Here is a 23832-nt window from a genome sequence, read left to right as displayed (position 1 = left end):
CGCACGACCATCAGCCGCTCGTGCGAGCCCACCCCATAACGAGGGTGGCGGAAAGGTCCGAAACCGAGCTTAGACTCATCTTCGTCGAAGAAGACCGCCACGGGAGGCACCCATGCCTGACGCGCCTGCACTGCCGAGTTACGCCTCCGGGACCTCCAGCGTCCCCCTGCTCGGCGACACGATCGGGGACAATTTCGACCGCACGGTGGCCGCGTTCGGCGACCGGGACGCGCTCGTCGACCGCGAGGCAGGTGCCCGCTGGACCTATCGCGAACTCGCCGCCGAGGTCGACACCCTCGCGCACGGGCTGCTCGCGTCCGGCATCGGCAAGGGCGACCGCGTCGGCATCTGGTCGCCGAACCGGGCGGAATGGACGTTCCTTCAATACGCGACGGCGAAAATCGGCGCGATCCTGGTCAACATCAACCCGGCCTACCGTTCGCACGAATTGCAGTACGTGCTCAACCAGGCAGGCATCCGGATGCTCGTGGCCGCGGACAAGTTCAAGACGTCCGATTACGCCGCGATGATCGAGGAAGTCCGGCCGAATTGTCCCGGCGTCGAGGCGGTCGTGCTGCTCGGCACCTCCTCGTGGACGGACCTGATGGAATCCGGCCGCGGCGGCGACCCGGCGCGGCTCGCCCAATTGCAGGCCGGGCTTTCCGCGGACGATCCGATCAACATCCAATACACATCCGGCACCACCGGGTTCCCCAAGGGCGCGACGCTCAGCCATCACAACATCCTCAACAACGGCTATTTCGTCGGCGAGCTGTGCAATTACACCGAGGAAGACCGGGTGTGCATCCCGGTGCCCTTCTACCACTGCTTCGGCATGGTGATGGGCAATCTCGCGTGCACCAGCCACGGTGCGTGCATGGTCATCCCGGCCCCGGCGTTCGACCCGAAGGCCACGCTCGCCGCGGTCGCCGCCGAACGCTGCACGTCGCTCTACGGCGTGCCCACGATGTTCATCGCCGAACTGAACCATCCGGACTTCGAGACGTTCGACCTCGGCTCGCTGCGCACCGGCATCATGGCCGGTTCGCCTTGCCCGGTCGAGGTGATGAAGCAGGTCATCGACCGGATGGGGATGACCGAGGTGTCCATTTGCTACGGCATGACCGAGACGTCGCCGGTGTCCACGCAGACCCGCGCCGACGATTCGGTGGAGCGCCGGGTGTCCACGGTCGGCAGGGTCGGGCCGCACCTGGAGTCCAAAGTGGTCGATCCGGACACCGGCCTGACCGTCCCGCGCGGCACCCCGGGCGAATTGTGCACCCGCGGCTATTCGGTGATGCTCGGCTATTGGGAGGAACCGGAAAAGACCGCCGAGGCGATCGACGCCGCGCGCTGGATGCACACCGGCGACCTCGCGATCATGGACGACGAGGGATATCTCAACATCACCGGCCGGATCAAGGACATGGTGATCCGCGGCGGCGAGAACATCTACCCGCGCGAGATCGAAGAATTCCTCTACACCCACCCGGATGTGCTGGACGCGCAGGTGATCGGCGTGCCGGACGTCAAGTACGGCGAGGAATTGATGGCCTGGATCCGGATGCGCGAGGGCGTGGAGCCGCTGACCGCCGAAGCGGTGCGCGAGTTCTGCCAGGGCAAGCTGGCGCATTACAAGATCCCGCGCTACATCCATGTGGTCGAGGAATTCCCGATGACGGTGACCGGAAAGGTGCGCAAGGTCGAAATGCGCCAGCAGTCGGTGACGTTGCTCGGGCTGGAGCAGGCGGCTGCGCAGAAGCACGCGTGAAGTAAAGCGGCGGCCGTCCGATGTGGACGGCCGCCGGTCTACGTCAGGCAGAAGCGGCCGCGGCGGCTTCTGCGAGGGCCTTTTCGTCCTCCTCGCCGAAAGTGTCCTCAAGCTGTTCGGGCGAGTAGTCGAGGTCGATCTGCTCGACCGGCGTGCCCCGGGCGGATTCGATGGCACCGAGGCGACGCTGGGCGCGGTCGGCGGCGTACTGGATCAATTCCTCGGGGTCGTTGTCGAACGGGACTTCCTCGAATTGGTCCTGCACCCACTGGATCATGCCGAGCGCGTGCGGCAGCAGTTCGCCCATCCGTTCCTGCACGGCGTCCCACATCGCGTCGTCGGCGGCGACGTGCCTGCGACAGGTGAACGTGCCCCACGCCATGTGCCTGCGCTCGTCGTCGCCGATGCGGCGCACCAATTCCTGCATTCCCGGCAGGATCTGGTTCTGCGTGCAGATCAGCTGCCACGAGTAGTACCCGGTGAGCGCGAGACTTCCTTCGATCACGTGGTTGTACGTCACGCTCGCGCGGATCTGGTTGAGCGGACTGGGATCGTCCTCCAGCGCGCGCAGCGACTGCGGCAGCTCCTCGTAGAAAAGCTTGCGGTAGTAAGGGTTTTCCGAGACGTACGAATGCAGGTCGTCGTTCAGCCCGACGGCGTCCATCCAGCGCCGGAAGACCTCGACGTGCTTGGCCTCCTCGAAACAGAACTGCGTCAGGTACATCTCGTCGCCGAACCGGCCGGTCGACGACATCGCGCGCATGAACGGCTGGATGTCCTCGGTCACCGCCTCCTCGCCCGCGATGAACTGCGCCACGAGGTAGGTGGTGGAGCGTTGCTGTTCGGGCGTCAGGCTTTCCCAGCCCTCGCGTTCCCGGCTGAAGTCGAGATCCGCCGGGTTCCAGAACTTCTTGTTGCCCTTGACGAACAGCCGCAACGGGAACGAGTCCCAGTTCAGCCCGCCCTTGCGCAGGGACGAGAATCCGCTGCGCAGCTCCGGAAGCGTCTCGGTCATGACTGGCCCTCTCGTTTCACTCCATTGTGGACGAATTGGTCGATGGCGGGGGCGAGCACCGCGAGGATCGAGTCCGCGGCCTCGGGTGCGGAATGCGTCGGCAGCACCAGATGGCTCAGCGACAGCCGGACCACCGTTTCGGCGAGCAGCGCGGCGGTCTCCGGCGTGAGCCGGGGTTCGAGCGCCAGGTACTGCTGCGCCGCGAGATCGGCCGCCGCGGTGAGGATCGGCTCGCCGCGCGAGGTCAGCAGGGGAAGCAGATCCTCGCCGGCCTCGGTGCCGAGCGCGGCCGCGATCAGCCGGTTCTCCCTGGCGTGTTCGATCGTGTAGACGACCGCGCCGCGGATGCCCGTGAGCAAACTCTCCGCGTCCTCGAACCGGCACCGGATGCCGTCGAGAAATTCCGCCGCGACGCGCAGCGCGACGGCCTGGGTGAGCGCCGCCTTGCTGCCGAACTCGTTGTAGACCGTCTGCCTGCTGACCCCGGCTTTGCTGGCCACATCGGCCATCCGGAGACCCTGATGGCCGCGGTCGGGGAGCAGGTCCGCGGCCGCGTCCAGCAGCGCCTCGCGCAGCGTCGCCTTGGTCCGATCGGTGAAGCTGGTCACATCGCCAGCTTGACACAGGATGAATCTGTGTCAAGAAGCTTTACCTGGATGGTGCACGTGTACAGCTGGGCCCCGGAATTGTCGGTGCGGACGGCTACCGTGTGGGACGTGGGCATCACGGTGGGGTTCGACCTCGACATGACATTGATCGACCCGCGGCCGGGCATGGTCGCGGCGATGAACGCGCTGGGCAAGAAGTCCGGGCTGCCGTTCGACGGAGAGGCGTTCGCCGCCAATCTCGGGCCGCCGCTCGACCAGGCGCTGCGCGATTTCGGCGCGCCCGAGGACCGGATCCCCGAGCTGATCTGGCAGTTCCGCGAGCTGTACCCGGAGGTGGTCGTGCCGAGCACGGTCGCGCTGCCCGGTGCGGCCGAGGCACTGCACGCGGTCCGGGCGGCGGGCGGGCGGACGCTCGTGGTCACCGGGAAGTACGGGCCGAACGCGCAGATGCACGTTGACGCGCTCGGGTTGGAGGTCGACGACCTGGTGGGCGAACTGTGGTCCACGCAGAAGGGCGCGGCCCTGCTGGAGCATGAGGCGCGGGCGTATGTCGGCGACCACCGCGGGGACGTGCGGGGCGCGCGAGCGGCTGGTGCGGTTTCGGTGGGCGTGGCGACTGGGCCGTGCACCCGGGAGGAGCTGGCTGAGGAGGGTGCGGACGTGGTGTTCGACTCGCTGATCGAGTTCCCGGAGTGGTTCGCGCGGACCTTCGTGGGGACGGTGGTCTGAGCTGGGGCGGAGTGAAGCGGGTGCCGTCGCTGACTTAGCTGAGGCCGCGTGGGTGGCTTGGGCTGCGTTGGCCGGGCCGGTCGTGTCGCAGGCGAGCTGAGGCGGCGTGGGCGGGCTCGGGCTGCGCCGATCGGGTCGCGGGTCTGTTGAGCCGGTGAGGGTGGTTCGGGCTGCGTTGGCCGAGCCGGTCGAGTCGCCGGTCAGCTGAAGCAGAGCGAGGTGCGCGGGTGGCTCGGGCTGCGCTGGTCGGGCCGGTCGTGTCGCCGGTCAACTGAGGCGGAGCGGGGTGCTCCGGCCAAGGGTGGGCCGAGTGGTCGAGTCGCAAGCAGGTGAGGCGGCGCGGTGGTTCGGGCTGCACGGGTCGAGCCGGTCGAGCCGCAGGCCAGCCCAGGCGGAGCGGGTCGAGCCGGCCATATCGCTGGCCAGCCTAGGCGGAGCGGGCCGCGCGGATAGTTCAGCCAGCGGCAGCCCGAGCGGGCTGAATCGCTGGTCAGCCGTGCTTTCCGGCGCGCGCTTCCTTGATCAGCGCGATCAGCCCGAGCAGCAGGCCGAGCGGAGTGATCACCCCGGCGGCCGCGCTGAGCCACACCGGCAGGTTTTCGAGTCCGGCGGCGAACATCACGAAGACCGTCGCCACCGCGAGCATGCCGATGGCGAACAGGCCGATGCCGAGCCGCATGAGGATCGGTTTGCCGGTCTGCTTCGCTGCGTTCTCCATGCGGTGAGAGTAACGGGAGTATCCGCTTCTCCCCAGCGCCTGTGTCGAGATACGCTTGCCGGACGCGCGCCTCGAGATCGCTCGGGGCGCGTTCGTCGTGACCTGCACAGCAGAAGGACTGGTGAGGGAAGTGCCGACCGGCAAGGTCAAGTGGTACGACGCGGAGAAGGGGTTCGGCTTCGTCACGCAAGACGGCGGTGCCGACGTCTACATCCGCAAGGCCGCCCTGCCCCACGGCGTCGAGGGCCTGAAGGCCGGGCAGCGGCTCGAGTTCGGCGTCGCCGACGGCCGGCGCGGGCCGCAGGCGCTCTCGGTCCGGCTGCTGGACCCGCCGCCGTCGGTCGCCGAAGCGCGCCGTCGTCCCGCGGAGGAGCTGCACGGCCTCGTCGAGGACATGATCAAGCTGCTTGAGCTGAAGGTCCAGCCGGACCTGCGGCGCAACCGGTACCCGGATCGCAAGAACACCAAGCAGATCGCGGAGATCATGCGCGCCGTCGCGCGCGACCTCGACCCCTGATCGACAGCTGAAAGGTCCGTGAGGGGAACCCTGAGGGAATCAGAGTCCGTCAGGGTTCCCCTCACGGACGACCAAACCCGCTCCCGCCAACCCCGGCATTGGACGCTGGCTGCCGTGAAGGTGGCCCTCATGGCAGTCAGCGGGTCAGGCGGGCTGGACCTGCAGAGACCACAGCGCCGTCGTGACCGCTTCCGCGTCGTTCGGGTCTCCAGTGCGGCTGATCACTGACGCCTGCGCGATCTCGACCACCACGATCTGATCGTCCTTGGCGGGCGGGGTCGCGGTGTAGGCGTAGCGGTCGCGGGAGGTGATGATGTCCTCCTTGAGCGGCTGCGGCTCGCCCTTGCTGTTCACGTACTGCACGGTGACCTTCCACGGCGTCTCGGCGATTTCCTTCGGCACCGAGATCTGCACCGAGCGGCCCGGCCGCACCTTGAGCTTGCCCGTCGCGCCGGGGTTGGCCGCGCAGACGCCCGATTTGATGTCGCAGTTGCCGATCGGCGCGGCGGTGATCGTGTGCCCGTCGGCGTAGAAAGTCACCTCGGCCGGGCCCGGCGCGGAACAGCCGGCCACCGCGAAACCACCGGCCGCGAGCACGGCCATCACCCGGGAACGTCGCATGTCCCGAGATTACCGGCGGCCCCGGCCGGCCCCCGGAGCGGGGAAGCTGCCGGTCGGCTCCGGGCGCAGCGGGCGGTTGCCGCCGAGTCCGGGCAGCAGCGATCCGCCGCGCTGCACCAGGAACGTCTGCGTCAGCCCGACCGCGAGCAGCACCGTGACGACCAGGAACCCGATCCAGTACGTCGGCGGCAGCAGCAAACCGACCGCACCGCCGAAGCACCACGACAGCTGCAGCACCGTCTCCGAACGCCCGAACGCCGACGCGCGCGACTGTTCCGGCAGATCCTCCTGGATCACCGCGTCGAGGCTGATCTTCGCCAGCGCACTGGCCGTCGCGCCGATGAGACCCACGATCGCCGCCGTGGCGAGGCCGGGCAGCAGCGTCGCGACCAGCGTCGTCACGACACACGCCGCCACACACGCCACGATCACCTGGTCCGCCGAACCGAAGTGCAGCCGCGAACCCAGCGCGTTGCCGACGAATCCGCCCACGCCGGCCGCCGCGCCGATGATGCCCAGCAACAGCAGCTGCACGAACGGACTGTGCCCGGCGTGCTCGGTCTGCGCCTTCACCGCGAAGGCCGCGAACATCATCAGGAACCCGGTGAGTATGCGGACGGAACCGTTGCCCCACAAGGCAACGACGATGTGCCGGCCCATCGGCTGCCGCTGCCGTTTCTGCTTCGGCTCCGGCCGTGCGGACAGCGACGTCGGGACCTCGCCCTCGGTCACCTCGACCCACGCCGGGATCCGCATCGACTGCACGGCCGCGGCCACGCAGATCGCGGCGGTGAACCACAGCGCGCCCGAGGAGTTGCTGAGGCTGCTCACCCCGCTGGCCAGCGCGCCGAACGCGCCGCCCGCGATGAGGCCGAACACGGTGATCCGCGCGTTGGTCTTCGACAACGTGATCTCCGGCGGCACCACGCGCGGCGTGACCGCCGCCTTCAGCACGGTGAACGACTTCGACAACACCATCATCCCGAGCGCCGCCGGGTACAGCAGCCAGTCGTCGAAGTGCAGCGCCATCACGACCGCCATCAGGCCCTGCCCGATCGACGCGACGCACATCGCGAGCCGCCTGCCGCGCTGGATCCGGTCCAGCGCCGGGCCGATCACCGGAGCGACGAGCGCGAACGGCGCGATCGTGATCAGCAGGTACAGCGCGACTTTGCCCTTGCTCTCGCCGCTGGTCGCCGCGAAGAACAACGTGTTGGCCAGCGCGATCGCCATCGCGGCGTCGCTGGCGTAGTTCAGCATCACCGCGTACATCAGCGAGGTGAGACCGGACTTGTCCGCGCCGTCTGCCTTGGTAGCGCGCTGGAACGCGCCGATCGCCTGCCCGCTCAGCTGACGGCTGCGCAGCGCGGCGACCCGCGTGACGGTGAGCTTCTTCGGCAGCTTCGGCACCGACCCCGCACCAGGGACGGCGGTGGTGTGCAGCGCGTCTTCCTGCTCGTCGACACGCGGCTCGCCCGCGTAGCCGCCGGTGTCGTAGTGCTCGTAGCCGGCGCTGCCGGGACGGTCGTCGTACGGCCGGGGGTGCACCGGCTCGGCGCGGTGCTCGCGCGGCGGGTACGGCCGGGCACCGCGCGGCGGCGGTGGCGGCGGCCGGTGTCCCATCGGGACAGCACCGGTGGGCGCTTCGTCGGCATTGGGCGGGAATGGCGGCGCGTCGTCGTAAAACGCGCTGCGTCCGACGTGACCGCGACGCTGATCGACGTGCTCGGTCCGCGGCGGCTCGGGCGGGATGCGCTCCGGCCGGGCGCGCGGCGGCTCCGGCATGTACTCCGGCGGAGCCTGGCGAACGCGCTGGTCAACAGCCTGATCAACCCGGGTCGGCGGGGCGTCGCGCCACGACCGGGCCTGCGCCGCGTTCGGCTCGGGAGTCCAGCGGCGCTTCTTCCGCCCACGGCCTTTGCCCGACTGCCCGCCGAGGGGGCTGTCGGAACCGGAGCGCGAGCTGAAGAGTGCCACGGTTCAATCCTGCCTCATGGGGGTCCCGTGCCGCCCGCTCACGTGCCAGTTCGCTGATTTTCCGGGACGAACTTCACGCGGAACGACGACGGCCACAGCTTCCCGGTCAGGAGGAATTCGTCCGTGCCGGGGATAGCCGCGATGCCGTTCAGCACGTCCTCGCCAGGCCGGGACGGGGTGCGGAGGCCGCTGGCGTCGATCTTCGCGGTGATCCGTCCGGTATTGGCGTCGATGCGCAGAATGGTGCCGGTTTGCCACACGTTCGCGTAGACGGTGTCGCCGACGCACTCCAGTTCGTTCAGCTGATCCTGGCCGACCTCGACGGATCCGGTGACCGCAAACGTTTGCGGGTCACGGAAGGTGAGCTTCGACGACCCATTGCTCATGACTAGCCGTCCGTTGGCCTGGTGACACAGCCCCCAGCCTTCGCCCTCGTAGTGAACGCGCCGCAGTTCGGCGAGCGTCTGGGAGTCGCGCTCGATGGCGATTCCGTCGCGCCAGGTCAGCTGCCACAGCTTCGGCCCGAGCACCGTGATGCCCTCGGCGAACAGCGGCGACGGCACCGTCACCTGTTTGGCTGGCGTGCCGCCGGCCGGACCCGCGGTGAGCGCCGACTGTCCTTCGAGGCCGCGGCTCTCGTACAGCGTGGTGCCGGAGTACTCGAGACCTTCGGTGAAGGCAGTCGCGTCGTGCGGCAGGGTTCCGAGCACCTGAACGGTGAGCCGTTCGGGCTGGGCGGGCGGCGCTTGGGTGCCCGCGCACCCGCCTAGCAGGGCCGCGGCCACCAGGGGCCAGACGATCTGGGTTCGCACGAGGAACAGCCTGGCACGGGCGGCGCGGATGCGTGCGGCACAATTGGGGGTATGACGCTGCTGTTGACGCTGGACGACGGCTCTCTCCACCGGAAGCTCGCGGACGCCGTGGCCGTCGCGCGGGAGGCCGTGCTGGCGGAAGCTCCCGCTGAACAGGTCGGCGAGCACGTCGGGGTGGAGCGCGAGGACGCCGTCTCGGCGAGCCACCTCTTCGAAGCGTCGGTGCCCGGCTACCGAGGCTGGCGCTGGTCGGTCACCGTCGCGGTGGCCGGACCGGACGAGTCGGTCACGGTGAGCGAGCTGGTGCTGCAGCCGGGCCCGCAGGCCCTGGTCGCGCCCGCGTGGGTGCCGTGGGAGCAGCGGGTGCGCGCCGGAGACCTCGGCGTCGGCGACCTGTTCCCGGCGGACAAGGACGACCCGCGCCTCTCGCCCGCGTACCTCCAGTCGGACGACCCGGCAGTCGAGGAAGCGGCCCACGAGGTCGGCCTCGGCCGGGTCCAGGTCCTCTCCCGCTACGGCAGGCTCGACGCGGCCGCGCGCTGGCACGGCGGCGAGTTCGGCCCGCGGTCGGACATGGCCCGGAGCGCGCCCGCGACCTGCGGAACGTGCGGTTTCTTCGTGCCGCTGGCGGGTTCGCTGCGCGGTGCCTTCGGTGCCTGCACGAACGACATCGCGCCCGCGGACGGGCACGTCGTTGACGTGGCTTACGGGTGCGGAGCGCATTCGGAGGTCCGGGTCGAGGTGACTTCCTCGGTGCCGGTGGCGGAGCTGGTTTACGACGATTCGCTGATCGACTTCACTCCGGCCCCGGAGCCCGCTCCCGAGCCGAGTGCGGCGGCGGACCCGGCGGTGGTCGAGGAAGCGGCGACGGCTGCGGCGGAGGAAACCGCCGAGGTGCCGACGGTCGAGCCGGAGGCAGCTGCGGAAGTGGCTGTCGAGGAAGCTGCCGTGGAGGTTGCTGCGGAGGCTTCGGAGGTTTCGGAAGCGGCTGAGCCGGTTGCGGCTGTTGAGGAAACTGCTGCTGACGCGGTGGAGACCGCGGTGGCCGAGCCCGCCGAGGCCGAGCAGGCTGCCGAAGAGCCAGCAAACGCTGTCGCTGAAGAAACTGCGGAAGCTGCCGGGGCACCGGCGGAGGCTCCGGAGGCAGTCGAGCCGGTTGCCGAGGAGCCGACGGCGGACAACGCCGCCGAGCCGGTCGCGGCGGAGACTGCTGAGCCGGTTGCGGCTGAGGAGTCGGCAGGCGAGGCCGCGGAGGTCGTCGAGGCTTCGGCCGCGGGTACTGCCGCCGAGGTGGTCGTCGAGTCGGCCAAGCCGGAAACCGCGTCTGGTGACTCCGACGGGAGCGATGTCCTCCGGTGAACGAGGTCGCTGGGGGAGCGGCTGATCCTTTCGGGACAGTCCGGCTGCGGGCAGCGGTGCTGAGCGCCTGGCGCGATTCACCCACCCGCTTCACTGAGGACACCAACTCTGAGCGCGACCTTCGCGTCGGCGCGTATCGCGATCGGCTGTTCGTCGAACTCGCGCAGAACGCCGCCGACGCCGCGCAGATCGCGGGCGAGCCGGGGCGGATCCGGGTGTCCGTTGTGGACGGTGAGCTGCGGTTCGCGAACACTGGCGCGCCGTTAGACACCCGAGGTGTCGAATCGCTGGCGTCGTTGCGGGCGTCGGCCAAGGAGGGGACGGTCGGCCGGTTCGGAGTCGGGTTCGCGGCTGTCCTCACGGTTACCGACGAGCCGCGTGTGGTTTCCACTTCCGGTGGGGTCGCGTTCTCCGCGCAGCGCACACGGGAGGAATCCGGGCGGGACGGGGACGTTCCCGTGCTGCGCCTGCCGTTTCCCATTGCGGAGCAGCCTGCCGACGGGTTCGCTACCGAAGTACGGTTGCCGCTTCGGGAAGCCGAGGACGGGCTGCTCGACGGGCTGGCGAACGAGATCGAGGATCTCTTGCTGGCTCTGCCCTGGCTGGCCGAGGCCGAAGTGGACGGTCGCAAGTGGACTCGGTCCGGCGACGAGATCGTCGAGATCACTTCGCCCGATGGACAACGGCGCTGGCTGAAGCACGGGGTCTGGGCGGTTCCGGTTGACACGGAAGGTGTTCCGCAGCCGCTTGAGGACGACCTGCTGCACGCGCCGACGCCGACCGACGAGGGGCTTTCACTGCCGGCGAGGTTGATCGCGGAGGTGCCGCTGGAGCCGTCTCGCCGAAGGGTGCTTCCCGGGCCGGAACTCACCCGTGCGCTGGAGGGGGCGGCGAGTGAGTACGTCGGCCTGGTGCGCGCGGTGGCGGCAGAGCATCGGGCGTCGCTGGTGCCCGCAGCCGGATTCCCGCTGTCTACTGTGGATTCTCAGCTGAAAGAGCTGGTGTACGCCGCGCTCGCGCACGAACCGTGGTTGGCCACTGTGGACGGTCAGGAAGTCTCGGGACAGCAAGCCCGGGTGCTCGACATCGACGGGCTGGCTCCGTTGCTCACCGACGTCATTCCGGGGCTGGTGCAGGCTAATCCGCGACTGCTCAAACCGGTGTCGGCGCATATTCTCGGCATCGGTGACGTTCTTGAAGTCCTGACTGGCATTGACCGTGAGCCCGACTGGTGGCGGAAGCTGTACGCGGCGCTCGCGATCGCGGTCGAAAGCCATGCGCTCAGCGTGAACCAGCTGGACGGGCTGCCGGTCCCGCTGTCGGACGGGCGGACGTTGCCGGGCGTCAAGGGCGCGCTGCTCGTCGACGGCAGCAGCGAACTCCGGGAGCTGCTGTCCGATGTGGACGTTCCGGGGCTCCGGCTGGTGCACCCGGCCGCGGCGCACGAATTGCTGGAACTGCTGGGGGCCAAGCACGCGGACGCGCGGCAGCTGCTCGAAGCGGAGCAGGTGCAGTACGCGGTGGAGCACAGCGTCGCCGACGTTCAGTCCGGTTTGGACGGAATGAACCTCGCGGGTGCGGTGCTCCGGCTGGTCGCGGATTGCGGCGACCAGGCTCCGGAGTGGATTGGCGCGCTGGCGCTGCCCGCGGAGGACGGCTGGCGGCGCGCGGACGAGCTGGTGCTGCCGACGTCGCCGTTGCTGGAAGTGATCGACCCCGAGGTGTTCGAGCCCGGCGGCGCGCTTTCCGTGCTGGACGAGGAATTCGCGGAGGACTGGTCGACCGGGACCCTGGTCGCGGCGAAGGTGCTCGACTCGTTCGCGGTCGTGCTGGACGAGGAACCGCACGAACCCGATCACCATCTGCCGGATGAAGAGCAGTGGTGGGATTCGTTCGAGCAGCCGCCGACGACGGTGGTGTCCATCCGGGACCTTGACCTCGTCGCCGACGACGCTTGGCCGGACGCGCTCCGGCTGATCGCGGCGCGTCCGGAAACGTGGCAGGCGTTGCACAGCCCGGACGGCCACGCTGGCTGGTGGCTCGCGCGGTACGCGTTGCTGGCCGGGGAAGCTCCCGGCTCGTGGCGGCTTGCTTCGGCGACCGCGCTGGCGGGGCTGTACGACCCGGTGCCCGACCTCGACCTGACCGACGATCTGCTTCGCGCGGCCGGCGTGCGGACCGGGCTGGACCTGGAGACCGCGGAGGACGTCACCGATCTGCTCGAACGGCTCGGCGATCCACAACGGACTCCGACGCCCGGGCTGGTGGCCCGTGCACACACGGCGCTGGTGGCCGCGCCCATCACGATCGCGGACGTCGACGCGCCCGCGCGCGTCCGTGCGGCGGACGGTTCCGTGGTCGAGGAAGCCGTGGTGCTGGACGTGCCGTGGGTCGCGGCAGCGCTGCACCCGGCGAAAATCCTGGTCGCCCCGGCCGAACCGGAGCGGCTGGCGGAACTCCTCGACGTCCCGCTCGCCAGCAGCCTCACCGCCGAGGTCGACAGCACCGGCGAGTACGTCGCGTGGGCCGACCTGCCCGCCCTCGCGCTCGCGGCGGATCAGCTCGGCATCGCACTGCCGGACGGCGGGGTGCTGCTGCACGACCCGCTCACCGTGACGGTCGACGGCGAGACGGCCGAGGTGCCGTGGTGGTCCGACGATCGGCTGCACGCGGCGGACACGTCCGAAGGGCTGGCTCGCGCCTTCGCGTGGGCGAGCGACCACTGGGGCGAGCGCTACCGCATCACCGCGTTGCTGGAAGACCCCGCGCCGCGCACCCTGCTGAACTGACCTCGTGAGTGCTGATCCCGGTTAGAACCGTGATTAGCACTCACGACCCCCTAGAGCCGCTGCGCCGACTTCGACCCGCGCCGAGCCGCCGCCCGCTGCCAAAAAATAATCCCGAACCCGATCCCCCCGAGCACAATCCCGGCGAGACACGTCTGCACCCACACGCCCCCGCTCGTGAAGAACAGCACCACGAGCGCGACAAGCCAGAGCGCAGTACCTACGATCACCACCGGCGTCAGGTCGGTGAGCCGCTTCGGCAGATCCGGCGTGTGCCGCAAGGCAGCCGGGGCGCTGGTCGGTTCTTCCACGACGCAGAGCTTACCCCGGGCGAACAGCGAGACAGGCGGGGAAATGGCGGAGCAGCGCGCACGGGCGGGATCGGTTCTCGACCGCTTCTTCCGGATCAGCGAACGCGGGTCGAGCACCGGGCGGGAGATCCGCGGCGGCGTGGTCACGTTCGTGACGATGGCCTACATCGTGGTCCTGAACCCGCTGATCATCGGCAGTTTCGCGGCCGACACCCCGTCCGCGCACAAGGACGTGCTCGGCCACATCCTCCCGGTCCCGCAGGTCGCGGCGGTGACCGCGCTGGTCGCCGGCGTGCTGACGATCCTGATGGGCCTCGTCGCGAACTACCCGTTCGGCATCGCCACCGGGCTCGGCATCAACAGCCTGCTCGCAGTCACCATCGCGCCGCAGATGAGCTGGCCGGAGGCGATGGGGCTGGTGGTCATCGAGGGCGTGATCATCGTCCTGCTCGTGCTCACCGGGTTCCGCACCGCGGTGTTCCGCGCCGTGCCGCCCGCGCTGAAATCGGCGATCGCGGTCGGCATCGGGCTGTTCATCTGCCTGATCGGCCTGGTCGACGCCGGATTCGTGCGCCGGCTGCCGGACGACGCGCACACGACGGTGCCGGTCGGGCTCGGCATTGGCGGCTCCATCGCCTCGTGGCCGACCGCGGTGTTCGTCGCCGGGCTGCTGCTCACCGCGGTTCTCGTGGCCAAGCGCGTCAAGGGCGCGATCCTGATCGGGGTGCTCGGTTCGACCGTGCTCGCGATCGTGGTCGAGGCGATCGTGAAGGCCGGACAGTCGAACGGCACCGACCCGAAGGGCTGGAACCTCGGCTACCCGGCGCTGCCGGAGAAGATCGTCGGCATCCCCGATCTGTCGCTGGTCGGCGACGTGTCCTTCGGCGCGTGGACCCGGCTGCCGATCATCACCGTGGTGCTGCTCGTCTTCACCCTCGTGCTCGCGGACTTCTTCGACGCCATGGGCACGATGACCGGGCTCGGCAAGGAAGCCGGGCTGGTGGACAAGGACGGCCAGCTGCCGAACGTCGGCAAGGCGCTGTTCGTCGAGGGCCTCGCGGGCGCCGCGGGCGGGTTCGGCTCGGCCAGCTCGAACACGGTGTTCGTGGAGTCCGCGTCCGGGATCGCGGAGGGCGCGCGGACCGGGCTGGCGAACGTCGTGACCGGCCTGCTGTTCATCGCCGCGATGTTCCTGACCCCGCTGTACCAGGTGGTTCCGGTCGAGGCCGCCGCGCCGGCGCTGGTCGTGGTCGGCGCGCTGATGATGGCGCAGGTCCGCGACATCGACTTCACCGACTTCAAGATCGCGCTGCCGGCGTTCCTGACCATCGTGGTCATGCCGTTCACCTACTCGATCGCCAACGGCATCGGCGCCGGGTTCGTGAGCTACGTCGTGATCCAGGCGGTCACCGGCAAGGCCAGGAAGGTGCACCCGCTGATGTGGGCGATCGCGGTGGCGTTCATCGCGTACTTCGCGGTCGGGCCGATCGAAGCCGCGCTCGCCTGACCGGCGTAAACATCGAGCGCAGGTCGTGAGGTATGCTAACTATATGTCCGGCGACCCGCACGAGCGATCACTGGCGAGCCGCTTGCGTCTCGCGGTGGTGCGGCTCAACCGCAGGCTCCGGGCACAGCGGGTGGCGGACGACGTGTCGCTCACGCAGATCGCGGCGTTGTCCACCCTGCACAAGTGCGGTCCGCTGACCCCCGGTCAGCTCGCCGCGAAGGAAGGCGTCCAGCCGCCCTCGATGACGAGGGTCATCGCCGCGCTCGAGGAGATGGGGTTCGTCGAGCGCAGGCCGCACCCGACCGACGGCCGCCAGGCCATCGTCGAGCTGTCCGACGACGGGCTCACGTTCGTGCGCAAGGCCATCTCGGTGCGGGAGGCGTGGCTGGACCGGCAACTGGCCGAACTCGGCGAGGAAGAGCTGGAAGTGCTCTCCCGAGCCGCGGAGATCATCGACAGGATGGCGGGGAACTAGCACAGGTGACCACCACGGGTAGCGAAACAGGATGTCCGGCCCAATCCACTGCTACCCGGGACACGGCACCGCCGCCGTCCAGTTCCGCTCCACCCGGCCCCGCTTCCGAGACCGCCGGGAAAACGTCTTCTGACGAAGAAGCCAGCGATACCACTGATTCCAAGCCTCGCCGCACGATGTTCTCGTCGTTGCGCGTGCGGAACTACCGGCTGTTCTTCAGCGGCCAGGTGATCTCGAACATCGGCACCTGGATGCAGCGCATCGCACAGGACTGGCTGGTGTTCACGCTGTCCGGCAACGACCCGGTGGCGCTCGGCGTCGCGGTCGCGCTGCAGTTCATCCCGACGGTGCTGCTGTCGCTGTGGGCGGGCGTGCTCGCCGACCGCGTCGACAAGCGCAAGCTGCTGATGCTCATCCAGGCGGCGAACTGTCTGCAGGCCGTGCTCCTCGGCGTGCTCGACCTGACCGGCGTCGCCCAGCTGTGGCACGTGTACCTGCTGTGCGTGATGCTCGGGACGACCTCGGCGATCGAGGTGCCGACGCGGCAGTCGTTCGTCGCCGAGATGGTCGGCCGCGACCAGGTGGCGAACGCGGTCGCGCTGAACTCCTCGATCTTCAACATGGCCCGCATCGTCGGACCGGCCATCGCCGGGTTTGCGATCACCTGGGTCGGCACCGGCTGGCTGTTCATCGCGAACGCGGCGAGCACGATCGCGGTGATCACCGGGGTCGCGCTGATGAACCCGGCGAAGCTGTTCCGCGGGCCGGCGATCCCGCGCGCGAAGGGCCAGCTGATGGAAGGCCTGCGCTACGTGCGCGGGCGGCCGGACCTGGTGACCGTCATGGTGCTGATGTTCTTCGTCAGCACGTTCGGCATCACCTACTTCACGTCGCTGCCGATCGTCGCCGCGAACGTCTTCCACACCCAGGCCGACGGGTACGGGCTGCTGTCGACGCTCGTCGCGGTCGGCACCTTCACCGGTGCGCTCGCTTCGGCTCGGCGCGGAGTGAAGAGCCGTCCGCGAGTGCGGCTGATGCTGGTGTCGGCGGCGCTGCTCGGGGCGTTCGAGTTCATCACCGCGTTCATGCCGACGTACCTGGCGTTCGGGATCGGGCTGATCCCGCTCGGGTTCGCCACGATCACCTTCCTGAACACGGCGAACGCGCTGGTGCAGACGTCGGTGTCGCCGGAGATGCGCGGCCGCGTGATGGGCATCTACGTGCTGGTGCTGATCGGCGGCAACCCGATCGGCGGGCCGATGACCGGCTGGATGGCCGACGCGTTCGGCGGCCGGTCGCCGTTCTACATCGGCGGCGCGATTTCGGCGATCGCGGCGGTGGTGTGCGCGGTCGTGCTGATCCGGCGCGGGGGCGTGCGACTGCCCCGGCGGCTCGGCAACGGGCTGCGGATCCTGCCCCGGGAACGGGTCTGACCTGCGAAAATGTCAGTCAGGCAGGACGGCGACCGCCCAAAGTTGTCACTCGAGCGGGTGAGACTGAGGTCTCCGCTGGGACGGTCTTGCTTCCGCTGGTGAGGTTAGGCTAACCTCATACATGTCCGCTTCGTGGTGGGAGCGGCAGTCAGTTCGGGAACGGACAGAGCCCCGCAACCTGGGAACCCCGGGATGCGGGGCTCTGTTCATGGTCAGGGGCGGGCCCGGATAGAGCAAGGGGGTTCAGCTGGTGGGTCGTGAGTGGCAACGCCGGTTCTAACCGGCATAAACACTCACGAGGTCGTCAACGCACCCCCAGCGGCTCCGAGGGGATGCTCGCCCGGACGCACCGGCAGGCGACGCAGCCGGATGCCGAAGTACACGTGATACGCCATCCGCACGGCCTCGTCGTTCGGCAGCAGCACCTCGTGGCGCACGCCGTCGACCGTTTCGATCAGCCGGTCGCCGGACAGCGTCACTCGGCCCTGCGCGGTCGGGCGCGAGCAGGTCAGGCTCTGCGTGAAGTGCGAGCGCGGCGACGTCGACTGCCACCACGCCATCGGCGCGAAGTCCGACAGTTGCCGTGGGCGGCGCTCCAAGCGGTACTCGGGCTTGCCGTCGCGCAAGACGTCCACATCGCCGTACGGGGCGTCCAGGAGGAGGTACTCGCCGTCTGGGTCGCGCTGGGGCTCGACCGCGGACAGTGCCAGCGGTTGCTGGCTGAACCTGCCGAAGCCGACGTCGGACAGGTATTGCTCGTCGCCGATCCGGACGAGGACGGCGGCGTGGTCCAGCGGCGGGCCGGGCACGCCGTCGTCGTTGAAGACCCGCGCCGGGTGCAGCGTCGCGGCGAAGCCCAGCTCTCGCAGCAGGGCGGCGAAAAGGCCGTTCAGTTCGTAGCAGAAGCCGCCGCGACGGCGGCGCACGATCTTGTCGAAGAGTGCTTCTTCGGTGAGTTCGATGGGTTCCCCGAGGTGCACGCTCAGGTTCTCGAACGGGACGTGCATCAGGTGCCGCTCCTGCAGCAGGCGCAGCGCGGCCAGGTCGGCCGCCGGGGGCACCGGCAGGTCCAGGCGAGCGAGGTAGGCGTCGACGTCCATGGGTTCCACTCTCACACCTCCAGTGCACTCCAGGTCAAGCGAAAAAACGGGGCCCGGCCGTCGCCTGGCCGGGCCCCGGGAAGAGTTGCCGGGGGCCTCAGCCGAGCAGGAGGCCGTTGCCGCCGGCGACGGCGTTGTCGAAGCGCTTGCTGATCTCGGCCCAGTTGAAGATGTTCCACAGGGCGTTGACGTAGTCCGGCTTCACGTTCTTGTAGTCCAGGTAGAACGCGTGCTCCCACACGTCGACCAGCAGGATCGGCGTGGTCGGCAGGATCAGGTTGTTGTGGTGGTCGCGCAGCTGCTGGGTGATCAGCGTCTTGCCGATCGGGTCCCACGACAGCGCGCCCCACCCGTTGCCCTGGATCGTCGTCGACACCGCGGTGAACTGGGCCTTGAACTTGTCGAACGACCCGAACGCCTCGTCGATCGCCGCCGCCAGCTCCCCGGTCGGCTTGTCCCCGCCCTCCGGCGACAGGATCTTCCACCACACCACGTGGTTGGCATGCCCCGCCAGGTTGAACGCCAGCGTCGTCTCCAGGCCCACGATCGAGCCGAAATCGCCCGCCTCGCGCGCGGCGGCGATCTTGTCCAGCGTGTCGTTCGCGCCCTTCACGTACGCCGCGTGGTGCTTGCTGTGGTGCAGCTCGTTGATCTCACCCGAAATGGACGGCGCGAGAGCACCGTAGTCGTAATCGAGTTCGGGCAGCTCGTACCGGGCCATGGGGCCCTCCTTCTGGTCGACGCGCGGTTTCGCTTGCGGCTTCCCGTGCGGGAGCCTTCTGAAACCGAGCCTCGTACTTCAACCTAGGTGGAGGTCAACCCCGTCGTGACCCGGCTCACGCCGCCGGATCGCGGTACCGCGCGAGGTCGCGGGCCAGTTCGTCGAACACCGCCACGTTGTGCTCGAAGGCGACCACCGATTCGTCGATCACCCGGGCGCGGTCGTCCTCGCTCCACGGCGCCTCGTCCAGCTTCGCGCGGTAGCGGTCCCGGAACGCGGGGGCGCTGCCGATCTCGTCGAAGCGGTAGAAGAGCGTGCCCGCCTCGGCGAGGTCGAACTTCTTCTCCAGCAGCCGCCGGATGATCTGGCCGCCGGCGATGTCGCCGAGGTAGCGCGTGTAGTGGTGCGCCACGAACCCGCCGGACCAGCGCGCCGCCTCGGCGATCCGCGCGGTGTAGGCCTCGGTGGCGGCGAGCGGGGCGATCTCGGTGCGCCAGCCGGGCCCGACCAGACGGGCGAGGTCGCGTTCCAGTGCCGGCAACCGGCGCAGTTCCTCGAACACGAACTGGCCGCCTACCGGGTCGTCGGCCATCGCGTCGCCTGCCCGCTCGATCGCCTGGTAGATGAAGTAGTACTGGGTCGCCAGCGCGGTGTAGCCGTCCAGCGTCAGCTCGCCGCCGAGCAGCGCGTTCATGTACGTGGAGTGGTTGGCCTTCTCGTGCACCGTCCTGGTGGACGCGCGCAGTTGTCCGGAGAACGGGCTGGCTTCGAGGTCCGCGGTCACCGTCATCAGAGGCCTCCCGACATCGTCTATCTGACAAGCTGTCAGAAAGACTGTAGGCCACGAATGCGACTTAGGCTACCCTAAAATCAGCGGTTTTCCCTCGAACCGACCGCCCGCCGGACGAAGCGCACGGCGGCTTCGATCGCGTCTTCCAGCTGGTCAGCGGGCACGTCGATGACCTGCCGGCTGCCGAGCGCGGCGGTGATCATCGGGACCACCACATCGAGGTCCTGGGCAGGCCAGCTGCCCGCGTCGACTCCGGCGAGCAGGACCGCGCGGAGCTGTTCGATGATCGGGTCGGCGTGTGCGCTGATCCGCTGATACGCCGCGGGCGCGAGCGCGGACTCCAGCGCGGTGCCCGGCGGGAGGTGGTGTTCGGCCAGCACGCGCAACTGCAGCCGGACGAAGGTGGCCAGCTGGGCGATGGGGTCCGGTTCGGCGTCGACCGCCGCGCACAGCCGCTCTACGTAGCGCGCGGCCTCGTCCTCCACGAACGCGACCAGCAGGCTTTCCTTGTCCGGGAAGTGGTTGTACATCGCGGTGCGGCCGAGCCCGGCCTCCGCGGCGACACCGGCGAGCGTGATCGCGTCGAACCCGCGCTCGTACAGCTGCGCGCGGACGACCTCGAACACTCGTGAACGCACCTCGCGGCGGTGAGCTTCGAGCGAACCGCCCAGCACCTTGGGCACGCGCGCCACCCCCTTCCCGTGCGAAACACTGTAGGGGACCGCGCGCGCAGCGGTTCAGTCGTCGAGCGACCAGGTGTGCACCGGCTCGCCCGCCGCCGACAGCTCCAGGTACCGCCGCAGCATCCAGTTGAGCGCTGTTTCGCGGTCGGCACCGCGTTCGTGCGCGCGCAGCACGTAGTCCCGCTGCCACGCTGCGCCGCTGCGGCGGGCCAGGCACCGGCGTTCGATGATGCCGAGGTAACGCACCCGGGCTTCATCGGACACGTCCGAGCGGCGCAGGCCTTCGTGCGCCAGCGGCAGCAGCACGCGCAACGCCAGCTCGTCCGGCGGGATCCAGCCGATGCCGGGCCAGTACAGCTGCGCGTCGAAGCCCTTGCGCGCACCCTCGTACAGATTTTCTTCCGCGGCCTGGAACGACATCTGCGACCAGACCGGCCGCTCCTGCTCGGCCAGTGCCCGTTGCGCGCCGTAGAAAAACGCCGCGTTGGCCACGATGTCGGCGACCGTCGGACCGGCGGGCAGCACGCGGTTTTCCACCCGCAGGTGCGGCAGGCCGTCCACGACGTCGTACACCGGACGGTTCCATCGCCAAATTGTTCCGTTGTGCAGCCGCAGTTCGGAAAGTTTTGGCGCCTGCCCGGATTCGAGCGCCTCGATCGGGTCTTCAAGATCGGTTTCCGGCAGGAGGCCGGGGAAATAGCGGACGTTTTCCTCGAAGAGGTCGAAGATCGACGTGATCCATCGTTCGCCGAACCACACCCTCGGCCGGACGCCCTGGTTTTTCAGCTCCTCCGGCCGGGTGTCGGTGGCCTGCTGGAACAACGGGATCCGGGTTTCGTGCCACAGCGCCTTGCCCAGCAGGAAAGGCGAGTTCGCGGCGAGCGCGATCTGCACGCCGGCCAGGCACTGCGCGGCATTCCAGTGCGCGGCGAATTCCTCGGGGGCCACCTGCAGATGTAATTGGACCGAAGTACAAGCGGCCTCCGGGAGAATGGACTCCGCGTAGTGCCGCAGCCGTTCCGGCTGGGCTCCGGGCAATGCCGGGCCGTCCATGGCGAGCGCGATCCGCTCGCCGCGCGCGGCGAAGATCTCGTCGTTCAGCGACGAATACCGCGTTTTGTGGGAAAGCCACTTCTGGTCGAAGTGCTCCGAGCCCAGCGTCGGCAGAATGCCGATCATCGCCACCGACGAGCCGGTGTCGAGCGCGCTCGCCTCGGCTTTCGCGAGGTAGGAGTTGAGATCTTCTTCCAGCTGCAGCGCGGAATTCCCGGCGAGCGGGCGCGGCGGAACGTTGAGTTCCAGGTTGTGCTGGCCGAGTTCGGTGGTGAACGAGGAGTCGTCGATCGCCTCGAGCACGACCGAGTTGGTCATCGACGGGCGCAGCTGCCCGTCCACCAGATTCAGCTCGACTTCGAGGCCGATGTTCTTGCGGGGAAAGGAAAAACTCCCGTCGGTGAGCATTCGTGCCAGCGTGTCCAGGCACCGCTGAACCTTTCGGCGGTACCGTCCGCGATCGAGCCGGCCGGGGTGAGCCGAGAGATCCGTTCCCATTGTTCGACGCGCTCCTTGGCTGCTGTCCGCAGTGGTCTTGGCGGCTAGGTGCCAGGCAGACCACCGTCGCACAGCGCGGTGCCATGGGCTAGCGGCCAAACTGGTGCTCTCCGTCACCGAGGGTTGACCCTGCGCGTAACTACGCCGTTTGCAGTAAATGGCGCTCGGCGTTCGGTCTAATCGGCACGGGTTCGGGCGGGTGCGAGACTGTCCGATGTGGCTCAACTGATCTTCACCGAGGACCGGGCGCATCCGGGTCTCGACGATTTCCGCGATCTGTCCACAGCGGACCGTCGCCCGGACCGCCCCGGCGGGCGCGGGCTCGTGATCGCGGAAGGAACTGTCGTGGTCGGACGGCTGCTTGCTTCGCGCTATCCAGTGCGAGCGCTGCTCGGCGTGGAGCGACGGCTGCGGGAATTGGAAGACGAACTCGCAAGCGTCGACGTGCCCGCGTACGTGACGTCGGCGGAAACAATGGCCGACGTCGTCGGGTTCCATCTCAACCGCGGCGTGCTCGCGGTCGCGGACCGCCCGGAACCGCCGACGGTCTCTCAAATCGTGGACAGCGCACAGGTTTTGGCGGTGCTCGAAGGCGTCGGCGATCATGAAAACCTCGGCGCGCTGTTCCGCAACGCGGCCGCGCTCGGCGTCGGCGGGGTATTGCTCGGTCCGGGGTGTTCGGATCCGCTTTACCGGCGCAGTGTGCGCGTTTCGATGGGACACGTGCTGCGCGTCCCGTTCGCGACCTTCGACAGCTGGCCTGGCGGCCTGGATGTGCTGCGGGCGCGGGGTTTCACCGTGGCCGCGCTCACGCCGCGCGAGGATTCCGTGCCGCTGCGCGGATTGCGCGACAAGGTGCCGGGCCCGATCGCGTTGCTGCTCGGCGCGGAGGGCCCCGGGCTGACCGACGAGGCGATCGAGACCGCGGACGTCGCGGTCCGCGTGGAGATGGTGTCCGGGGTCGACTCGCTGAACGTCGCCACGGCCGCGGCGATCGCGTTCCACGAAGTCTCGGCGGGGGCCGCCCCACTAGAGTGACCCCCGGCACGTTTCTTGCGGGGAGGGGCACCATGGAGCTGCGGATCCGCGGCGAGCAGGCGGTGCTCGCCGGTCCGGGCGGCGAGCACGCGCGAGAGGTCGACCCGCGCCGGCTCGCGATCGGTGCCGACCTGGCGCAGGCCCTGCACGAATGGGCGCGCGTGGCGTCGGCGGTGGCGCGGTCCGACTCGGACGCGGACGTCGCCGGTTCAGTCGTGTCGCAGCGCGGCCGTCAGCTCGCCGCGCGGCTGGCCACCGTGATGGGCACGGAGGTGCGCTTCATCGACCCGGTGACCGGAGTGGAGACGGTGGTCGAGCCACCGCCGCGGCCCGATCAGCCCGCGCGGACCCGGACTCCGGAGGAGCCGACGCCCTGGCTCACCGGGCTGACGGTGTCGGCCTTCGCGGCTGCGGTGGTGGTCGTGGCGATGCTCGCGCTGGCCGGGACGCTCGCCCGCGAGACGAGTACGTTGCTGGCACTGATCGCGTCGCTGGTGGTCACCGGCGGTGTCGCGCCGTCGCTGTGGCTGGGCCGGAAGGTGCCGATCCTGCGCTGGGCGGTGTACGGCGCGGGCGGCGGGCTGGTGCTGGCCTGGATCGGCGTGCTGGCCACGGTGTTCTGACTCGCGGATACTGAGCCGATGGCTCCGCTCGACAAGCTGCGCGCCCTCTGTCTCGCCCTGCCTGAAGCGACCGAACGGCTCAGCCACGGCGAACCGACCTGGTTCGTCCGCGGGCGCAAGACGTTCGTGATGTTCGCCGACCGCCACCACGACGACAAGCTCGCGTTCTGGTGCCCCGCGCCGCCCGGCGTGCAGGAGGAACTGGTGCGCACCGAACCGGAACGGTTCTTCCGGCCGCCCTACGTCGGGGTGCACGGGTGGCTCGGGGTGCGGCTTGACGTGGATGTTGACTGGACCGAGGTGGATCAGATCGTGCGCGAGGCTTATCGGCACGTGGCACCGAAGAAGCTGGCCGCCCTGCTGGACGCGTGACCTCCGGCCCTGCTCCGGCGGAAGTCCGTGAAGGGCACCTTGAGGGAATCAGATTCCCTCAAGGTGCCCTTCACGGACGTTCGTCCCGACCCTTGGCCAGTGAGCGGACCCCCGCACGCCCGCCGACACTGCACCCGCTACGGAAGAGACCCCAATGTGGCATTGGGTGCATGTGACGCACCGAACGCCACATTGGGTGCATCTGACGCACCCAATGCCACATTGGGGCGGACCGGGCACCCACGCACCGAACGCCACTGTGAGGATGTGGGGGCGGGGTCACCGGGCCGGTCTGACTCGGAATGCCACCGACCG

General features: G+C 69.1%; 23 protein-coding genes. 11 read left to right on the top strand and 12 right to left on the bottom strand.

The features are described from left to right. Positions 1 to 112: 112 nt before the first annotated feature. Positions 113 to 1771, top strand: coding sequence for an AMP-binding protein (locus ACFSVL_RS46170; protein WP_378314464.1), 1659 nt, complete (start codon positions 113 to 115; stop codon positions 1769 to 1771). A 43-nt stretch (positions 1772 to 1814) separates the two neighbouring features. Here ACFSVL_RS46170 and ACFSVL_RS46165 read toward each other — a convergent pair whose 3' ends face one another. Together ACFSVL_RS46165 and ACFSVL_RS46160 are read right to left on the bottom strand one after the other, a co-directional pair. Further along, positions 1815 to 2786 (bottom strand): R2-like ligand-binding oxidase, encoded by a 972-nt coding sequence (locus ACFSVL_RS46165; RefSeq protein ID WP_378314462.1) that lies wholly within the window; start codon positions 2784 to 2786, stop codon positions 1815 to 1817. Continuing rightward, a complete protein-coding gene (locus tag ACFSVL_RS46160) occupies positions 2783 to 3394 on the bottom strand; it encodes a TetR family transcriptional regulator (RefSeq protein WP_378314460.1) in 612 nt (203 codons plus the stop codon). Before ACFSVL_RS46160 ends, ACFSVL_RS46165 begins: the two co-directional genes overlap by 4 nt. A 108-nt stretch (positions 3395 to 3502) precedes the next feature. Here ACFSVL_RS46160 and ACFSVL_RS46155 point away from each other — a divergent pair, with 108 nt between their 5' ends. Continuing rightward, positions 3503 to 4123 (top strand): HAD family hydrolase, encoded by a 621-nt coding sequence (locus tag ACFSVL_RS46155; RefSeq protein ID WP_378314596.1) that lies wholly within the window; start codon positions 3503 to 3505, stop codon positions 4121 to 4123. 490 nt (positions 4124 to 4613) lie between these two features. Here the strand turns inward: ACFSVL_RS46155 and ACFSVL_RS46150 are convergent, their stop codons facing one another. Then, positions 4614 to 4841 (bottom strand): hypothetical protein, encoded by a 228-nt coding sequence (locus tag ACFSVL_RS46150; protein ID WP_378314458.1) that lies wholly within the window; start codon positions 4839 to 4841, stop codon positions 4614 to 4616. Positions 4842 to 4971: 130 nt separating this feature from the next. Here ACFSVL_RS46150 and ACFSVL_RS46145 point away from each other — a divergent pair, with 130 nt between their 5' ends. Then, on the top strand, positions 4972 to 5358 hold the full coding sequence (locus tag ACFSVL_RS46145) for a cold-shock protein (protein ID WP_037718500.1): 387 nt from the start codon (positions 4972 to 4974) through the stop codon (positions 5356 to 5358). A gap of 144 nt (positions 5359 to 5502) precedes the next feature. Here ACFSVL_RS46145 and ACFSVL_RS46140 read toward each other — a convergent pair whose 3' ends face one another. The 3 genes from ACFSVL_RS46140 to ACFSVL_RS46130 are packed head-to-tail and all read right to left on the bottom strand — an operon-like array spanning position 5503 to position 8768. Then, positions 5503 to 5979, bottom strand: a complete 477-nt coding sequence (locus ACFSVL_RS46140) for a DUF2771 family protein (RefSeq protein ID WP_378314456.1) — start codon at positions 5977 to 5979, stop codon at positions 5503 to 5505. A gap of 9 nt (positions 5980 to 5988) precedes the next feature. After that, positions 5989 to 7956: an MFS transporter gene (locus tag ACFSVL_RS46135; protein WP_378314455.1), complete on the bottom strand. Its 1968-nt coding sequence runs from the start codon at positions 7954 to 7956 to the stop codon at positions 5989 to 5991. A gap of 38 nt (positions 7957 to 7994) precedes the next feature. Continuing rightward, complete coding sequence (locus ACFSVL_RS46130; protein WP_378314453.1) at positions 7995 to 8768, bottom strand: glutaminyl-peptide cyclotransferase; 774 nt, start codon at positions 8766 to 8768, stop codon at positions 7995 to 7997. A gap of 51 nt (positions 8769 to 8819) precedes the next feature. On the opposite strand from ACFSVL_RS46130, the gene ACFSVL_RS46125 reads away from it, so the two are divergent. Both ACFSVL_RS46125 and ACFSVL_RS46120 read left to right on the top strand, forming a co-directional pair. Then, entirely contained in the window at positions 8820 to 10127 is a 1308-nt protein-coding gene (locus tag ACFSVL_RS46125) for a DUF3027 domain-containing protein (protein WP_378314451.1), read from the top strand. Continuing rightward, positions 10124 to 12916: a sacsin N-terminal ATP-binding-like domain-containing protein gene (locus ACFSVL_RS46120; protein ID WP_378314450.1), complete on the top strand. Its 2793-nt coding sequence runs from the start codon at positions 10124 to 10126 to the stop codon at positions 12914 to 12916. The genes ACFSVL_RS46125 and ACFSVL_RS46120 overlap by 4 nt, the downstream gene beginning before the upstream one ends. Positions 12917 to 12966: 50 nt before the next feature. Here the strand turns inward: ACFSVL_RS46120 and ACFSVL_RS46115 are convergent, their stop codons facing one another. Further along, a complete protein-coding gene (locus ACFSVL_RS46115) occupies positions 12967 to 13194 on the bottom strand; it encodes a DUF2530 domain-containing protein (protein WP_378314593.1) in 228 nt (75 codons plus the stop codon). 73 nt (positions 13195 to 13267) lie between these two features. On the opposite strand from ACFSVL_RS46115, the gene ACFSVL_RS46110 reads away from it, so the two are divergent. The 3 genes from ACFSVL_RS46110 (at position 13268) to ACFSVL_RS46100 (ending at position 16639) form a co-directional block, all read left to right on the top strand. Beyond that, positions 13268 to 14731 carry an NCS2 family permease gene (locus ACFSVL_RS46110; RefSeq protein ID WP_378314448.1) on the top strand — a complete coding sequence of 488 codons (1464 nt, stop codon included), beginning with the start codon at positions 13268 to 13270 and terminating at the stop codon, positions 14729 to 14731. 43 nt (positions 14732 to 14774) lie between these two features. Next, positions 14775 to 15206, top strand: a complete 432-nt coding sequence (locus tag ACFSVL_RS46105) for a MarR family winged helix-turn-helix transcriptional regulator (protein ID WP_037807762.1) — start codon at positions 14775 to 14777, stop codon at positions 15204 to 15206. Positions 15207 to 15382: 176 nt separating this feature from the next. Further along, positions 15383 to 16639 (top strand): MFS transporter, encoded by a 1257-nt coding sequence (locus tag ACFSVL_RS46100; protein WP_378314446.1) that lies wholly within the window; start codon positions 15383 to 15385, stop codon positions 16637 to 16639. Positions 16640 to 16932: 293 nt separating this feature from the next. On the opposite strand, the gene ACFSVL_RS46095 is transcribed toward ACFSVL_RS46100, so the two are convergent. The 5 genes from ACFSVL_RS46095 to ACFSVL_RS46075 form a co-directional block, all read right to left on the bottom strand. Next, the gene (locus ACFSVL_RS46095) at positions 16933 to 17739 is read right to left on the bottom strand and encodes an arylamine N-acetyltransferase family protein (protein WP_378314444.1); all 807 of its coding nucleotides are present in this window, start codon (positions 17737 to 17739) and stop codon (positions 16933 to 16935) included. Between the two features lie 97 nt (positions 17740 to 17836). Further along, the gene (locus ACFSVL_RS46090; RefSeq protein WP_378314442.1) at positions 17837 to 18460 is read right to left on the bottom strand and encodes a superoxide dismutase; all 624 of its coding nucleotides are present in this window, start codon (positions 18458 to 18460) and stop codon (positions 17837 to 17839) included. A gap of 115 nt (positions 18461 to 18575) precedes the next feature. After that, entirely contained in the window at positions 18576 to 19250 is a 675-nt protein-coding gene (locus ACFSVL_RS46085) for a biliverdin-producing heme oxygenase (protein WP_378314440.1), read from the bottom strand. Positions 19251 to 19330: 80 nt separating this feature from the next. Further along, positions 19331 to 19933: a TetR/AcrR family transcriptional regulator gene (locus ACFSVL_RS46080; RefSeq protein WP_378314438.1), complete on the bottom strand. Its 603-nt coding sequence runs from the start codon at positions 19931 to 19933 to the stop codon at positions 19331 to 19333. A gap of 54 nt (positions 19934 to 19987) precedes the next feature. Further along, positions 19988 to 21484, bottom strand: a complete 1497-nt coding sequence (locus ACFSVL_RS46075) for a glutamate-cysteine ligase family protein (protein ID WP_378314436.1) — start codon at positions 21482 to 21484, stop codon at positions 19988 to 19990. Between the two features lie 216 nt (positions 21485 to 21700). Between ACFSVL_RS46075 and ACFSVL_RS46070 the strand changes: the two genes are divergently transcribed. From ACFSVL_RS46070 to ACFSVL_RS46060, 3 genes are read left to right on the top strand one after another with little or no spacing between them, the layout of a single operon-like run. After that, positions 21701 to 22522, top strand: coding sequence for a TrmH family RNA methyltransferase (locus ACFSVL_RS46070; RefSeq protein WP_378314434.1), 822 nt, complete (start codon positions 21701 to 21703; stop codon positions 22520 to 22522). A gap of 32 nt (positions 22523 to 22554) precedes the next feature. After that, positions 22555 to 23145 (top strand): DUF2537 domain-containing protein, encoded by a 591-nt coding sequence (locus tag ACFSVL_RS46065; protein ID WP_378314433.1) that lies wholly within the window; start codon positions 22555 to 22557, stop codon positions 23143 to 23145. An 18-nt stretch (positions 23146 to 23163) separates the two neighbouring features. After that, positions 23164 to 23517, top strand: coding sequence for an MmcQ/YjbR family DNA-binding protein (locus ACFSVL_RS46060; protein WP_378314431.1), 354 nt, complete (start codon positions 23164 to 23166; stop codon positions 23515 to 23517). The last annotated feature ends 315 nt before the right edge of the window (positions 23518 to 23832 follow it).

It is taken from the genome of Amycolatopsis silviterrae, assembly GCF_042684085.1.
Lineage (GTDB): Bacteria > Actinomycetota > Actinomycetes > Mycobacteriales > Pseudonocardiaceae > Amycolatopsis > Amycolatopsis silviterrae.
The sequence above is the reverse complement of the archived record's forward strand: the minus strand, read 5'-3'. Positions and strand labels throughout refer to the sequence as shown.

What these genes read in the sequence shown, in the direction of transcription:
- ACFSVL_RS46065 (WP_378314433.1), top strand. Translation starts at nt 22,555, where the DNA reads ATGGAGCTGCGGATCCGCGGCGAGCAGGCGGTGCTCGCCGGTCCGGGC.
- ACFSVL_RS46150 (WP_378314458.1), bottom strand. Translation starts at nt 4,841, where the DNA reads ATGGAGAACGCAGCGAAGCAGACCGGCAAACCGATCCTCATGCGGCTC.
- ACFSVL_RS46075 (WP_378314436.1), bottom strand. Translation starts at nt 21,484, where the DNA reads ATGGGAACGGATCTCTCGGCTCACCCCGGCCGGCTCGATCGCGGACGG.
- ACFSVL_RS46085 (WP_378314440.1), bottom strand. Translation starts at nt 19,250, where the DNA reads ATGACGGTGACCGCGGACCTCGAAGCCAGCCCGTTCTCCGGACAACTG.
- ACFSVL_RS46095 (WP_378314444.1), bottom strand. Translation starts at nt 17,739, where the DNA reads ATGGACGTCGACGCCTACCTCGCTCGCCTGGACCTGCCGGTGCCCCCG.
- ACFSVL_RS46140 (WP_378314456.1), bottom strand. Translation starts at nt 5,979, where the DNA reads ATGCGACGTTCCCGGGTGATGGCCGTGCTCGCGGCCGGTGGTTTCGCG.
- ACFSVL_RS46125 (WP_378314451.1), top strand. Translation starts at nt 8,820, where the DNA reads ATGACGCTGCTGTTGACGCTGGACGACGGCTCTCTCCACCGGAAGCTC.
- ACFSVL_RS46170 (WP_378314464.1), top strand. Translation starts at nt 113, where the DNA reads ATGCCTGACGCGCCTGCACTGCCGAGTTACGCCTCCGGGACCTCCAGC.
- ACFSVL_RS46060 (WP_378314431.1), top strand. Translation starts at nt 23,164, where the DNA reads ATGGCTCCGCTCGACAAGCTGCGCGCCCTCTGTCTCGCCCTGCCTGAA.
- ACFSVL_RS46090 (WP_378314442.1), bottom strand. Translation starts at nt 18,460, where the DNA reads ATGGCCCGGTACGAGCTGCCCGAACTCGATTACGACTACGGTGCTCTC.
- ACFSVL_RS46100 (WP_378314446.1), top strand. Translation starts at nt 15,383, where the DNA reads ATGTTCTCGTCGTTGCGCGTGCGGAACTACCGGCTGTTCTTCAGCGGC.
- ACFSVL_RS46110 (WP_378314448.1), top strand. Translation starts at nt 13,268, where the DNA reads ATGGCGGAGCAGCGCGCACGGGCGGGATCGGTTCTCGACCGCTTCTTC.
- ACFSVL_RS46165 (WP_378314462.1), bottom strand. Translation starts at nt 2,786, where the DNA reads ATGACCGAGACGCTTCCGGAGCTGCGCAGCGGATTCTCGTCCCTGCGC.
- ACFSVL_RS46105 (WP_037807762.1), top strand. Translation starts at nt 14,775, where the DNA reads ATGTCCGGCGACCCGCACGAGCGATCACTGGCGAGCCGCTTGCGTCTC.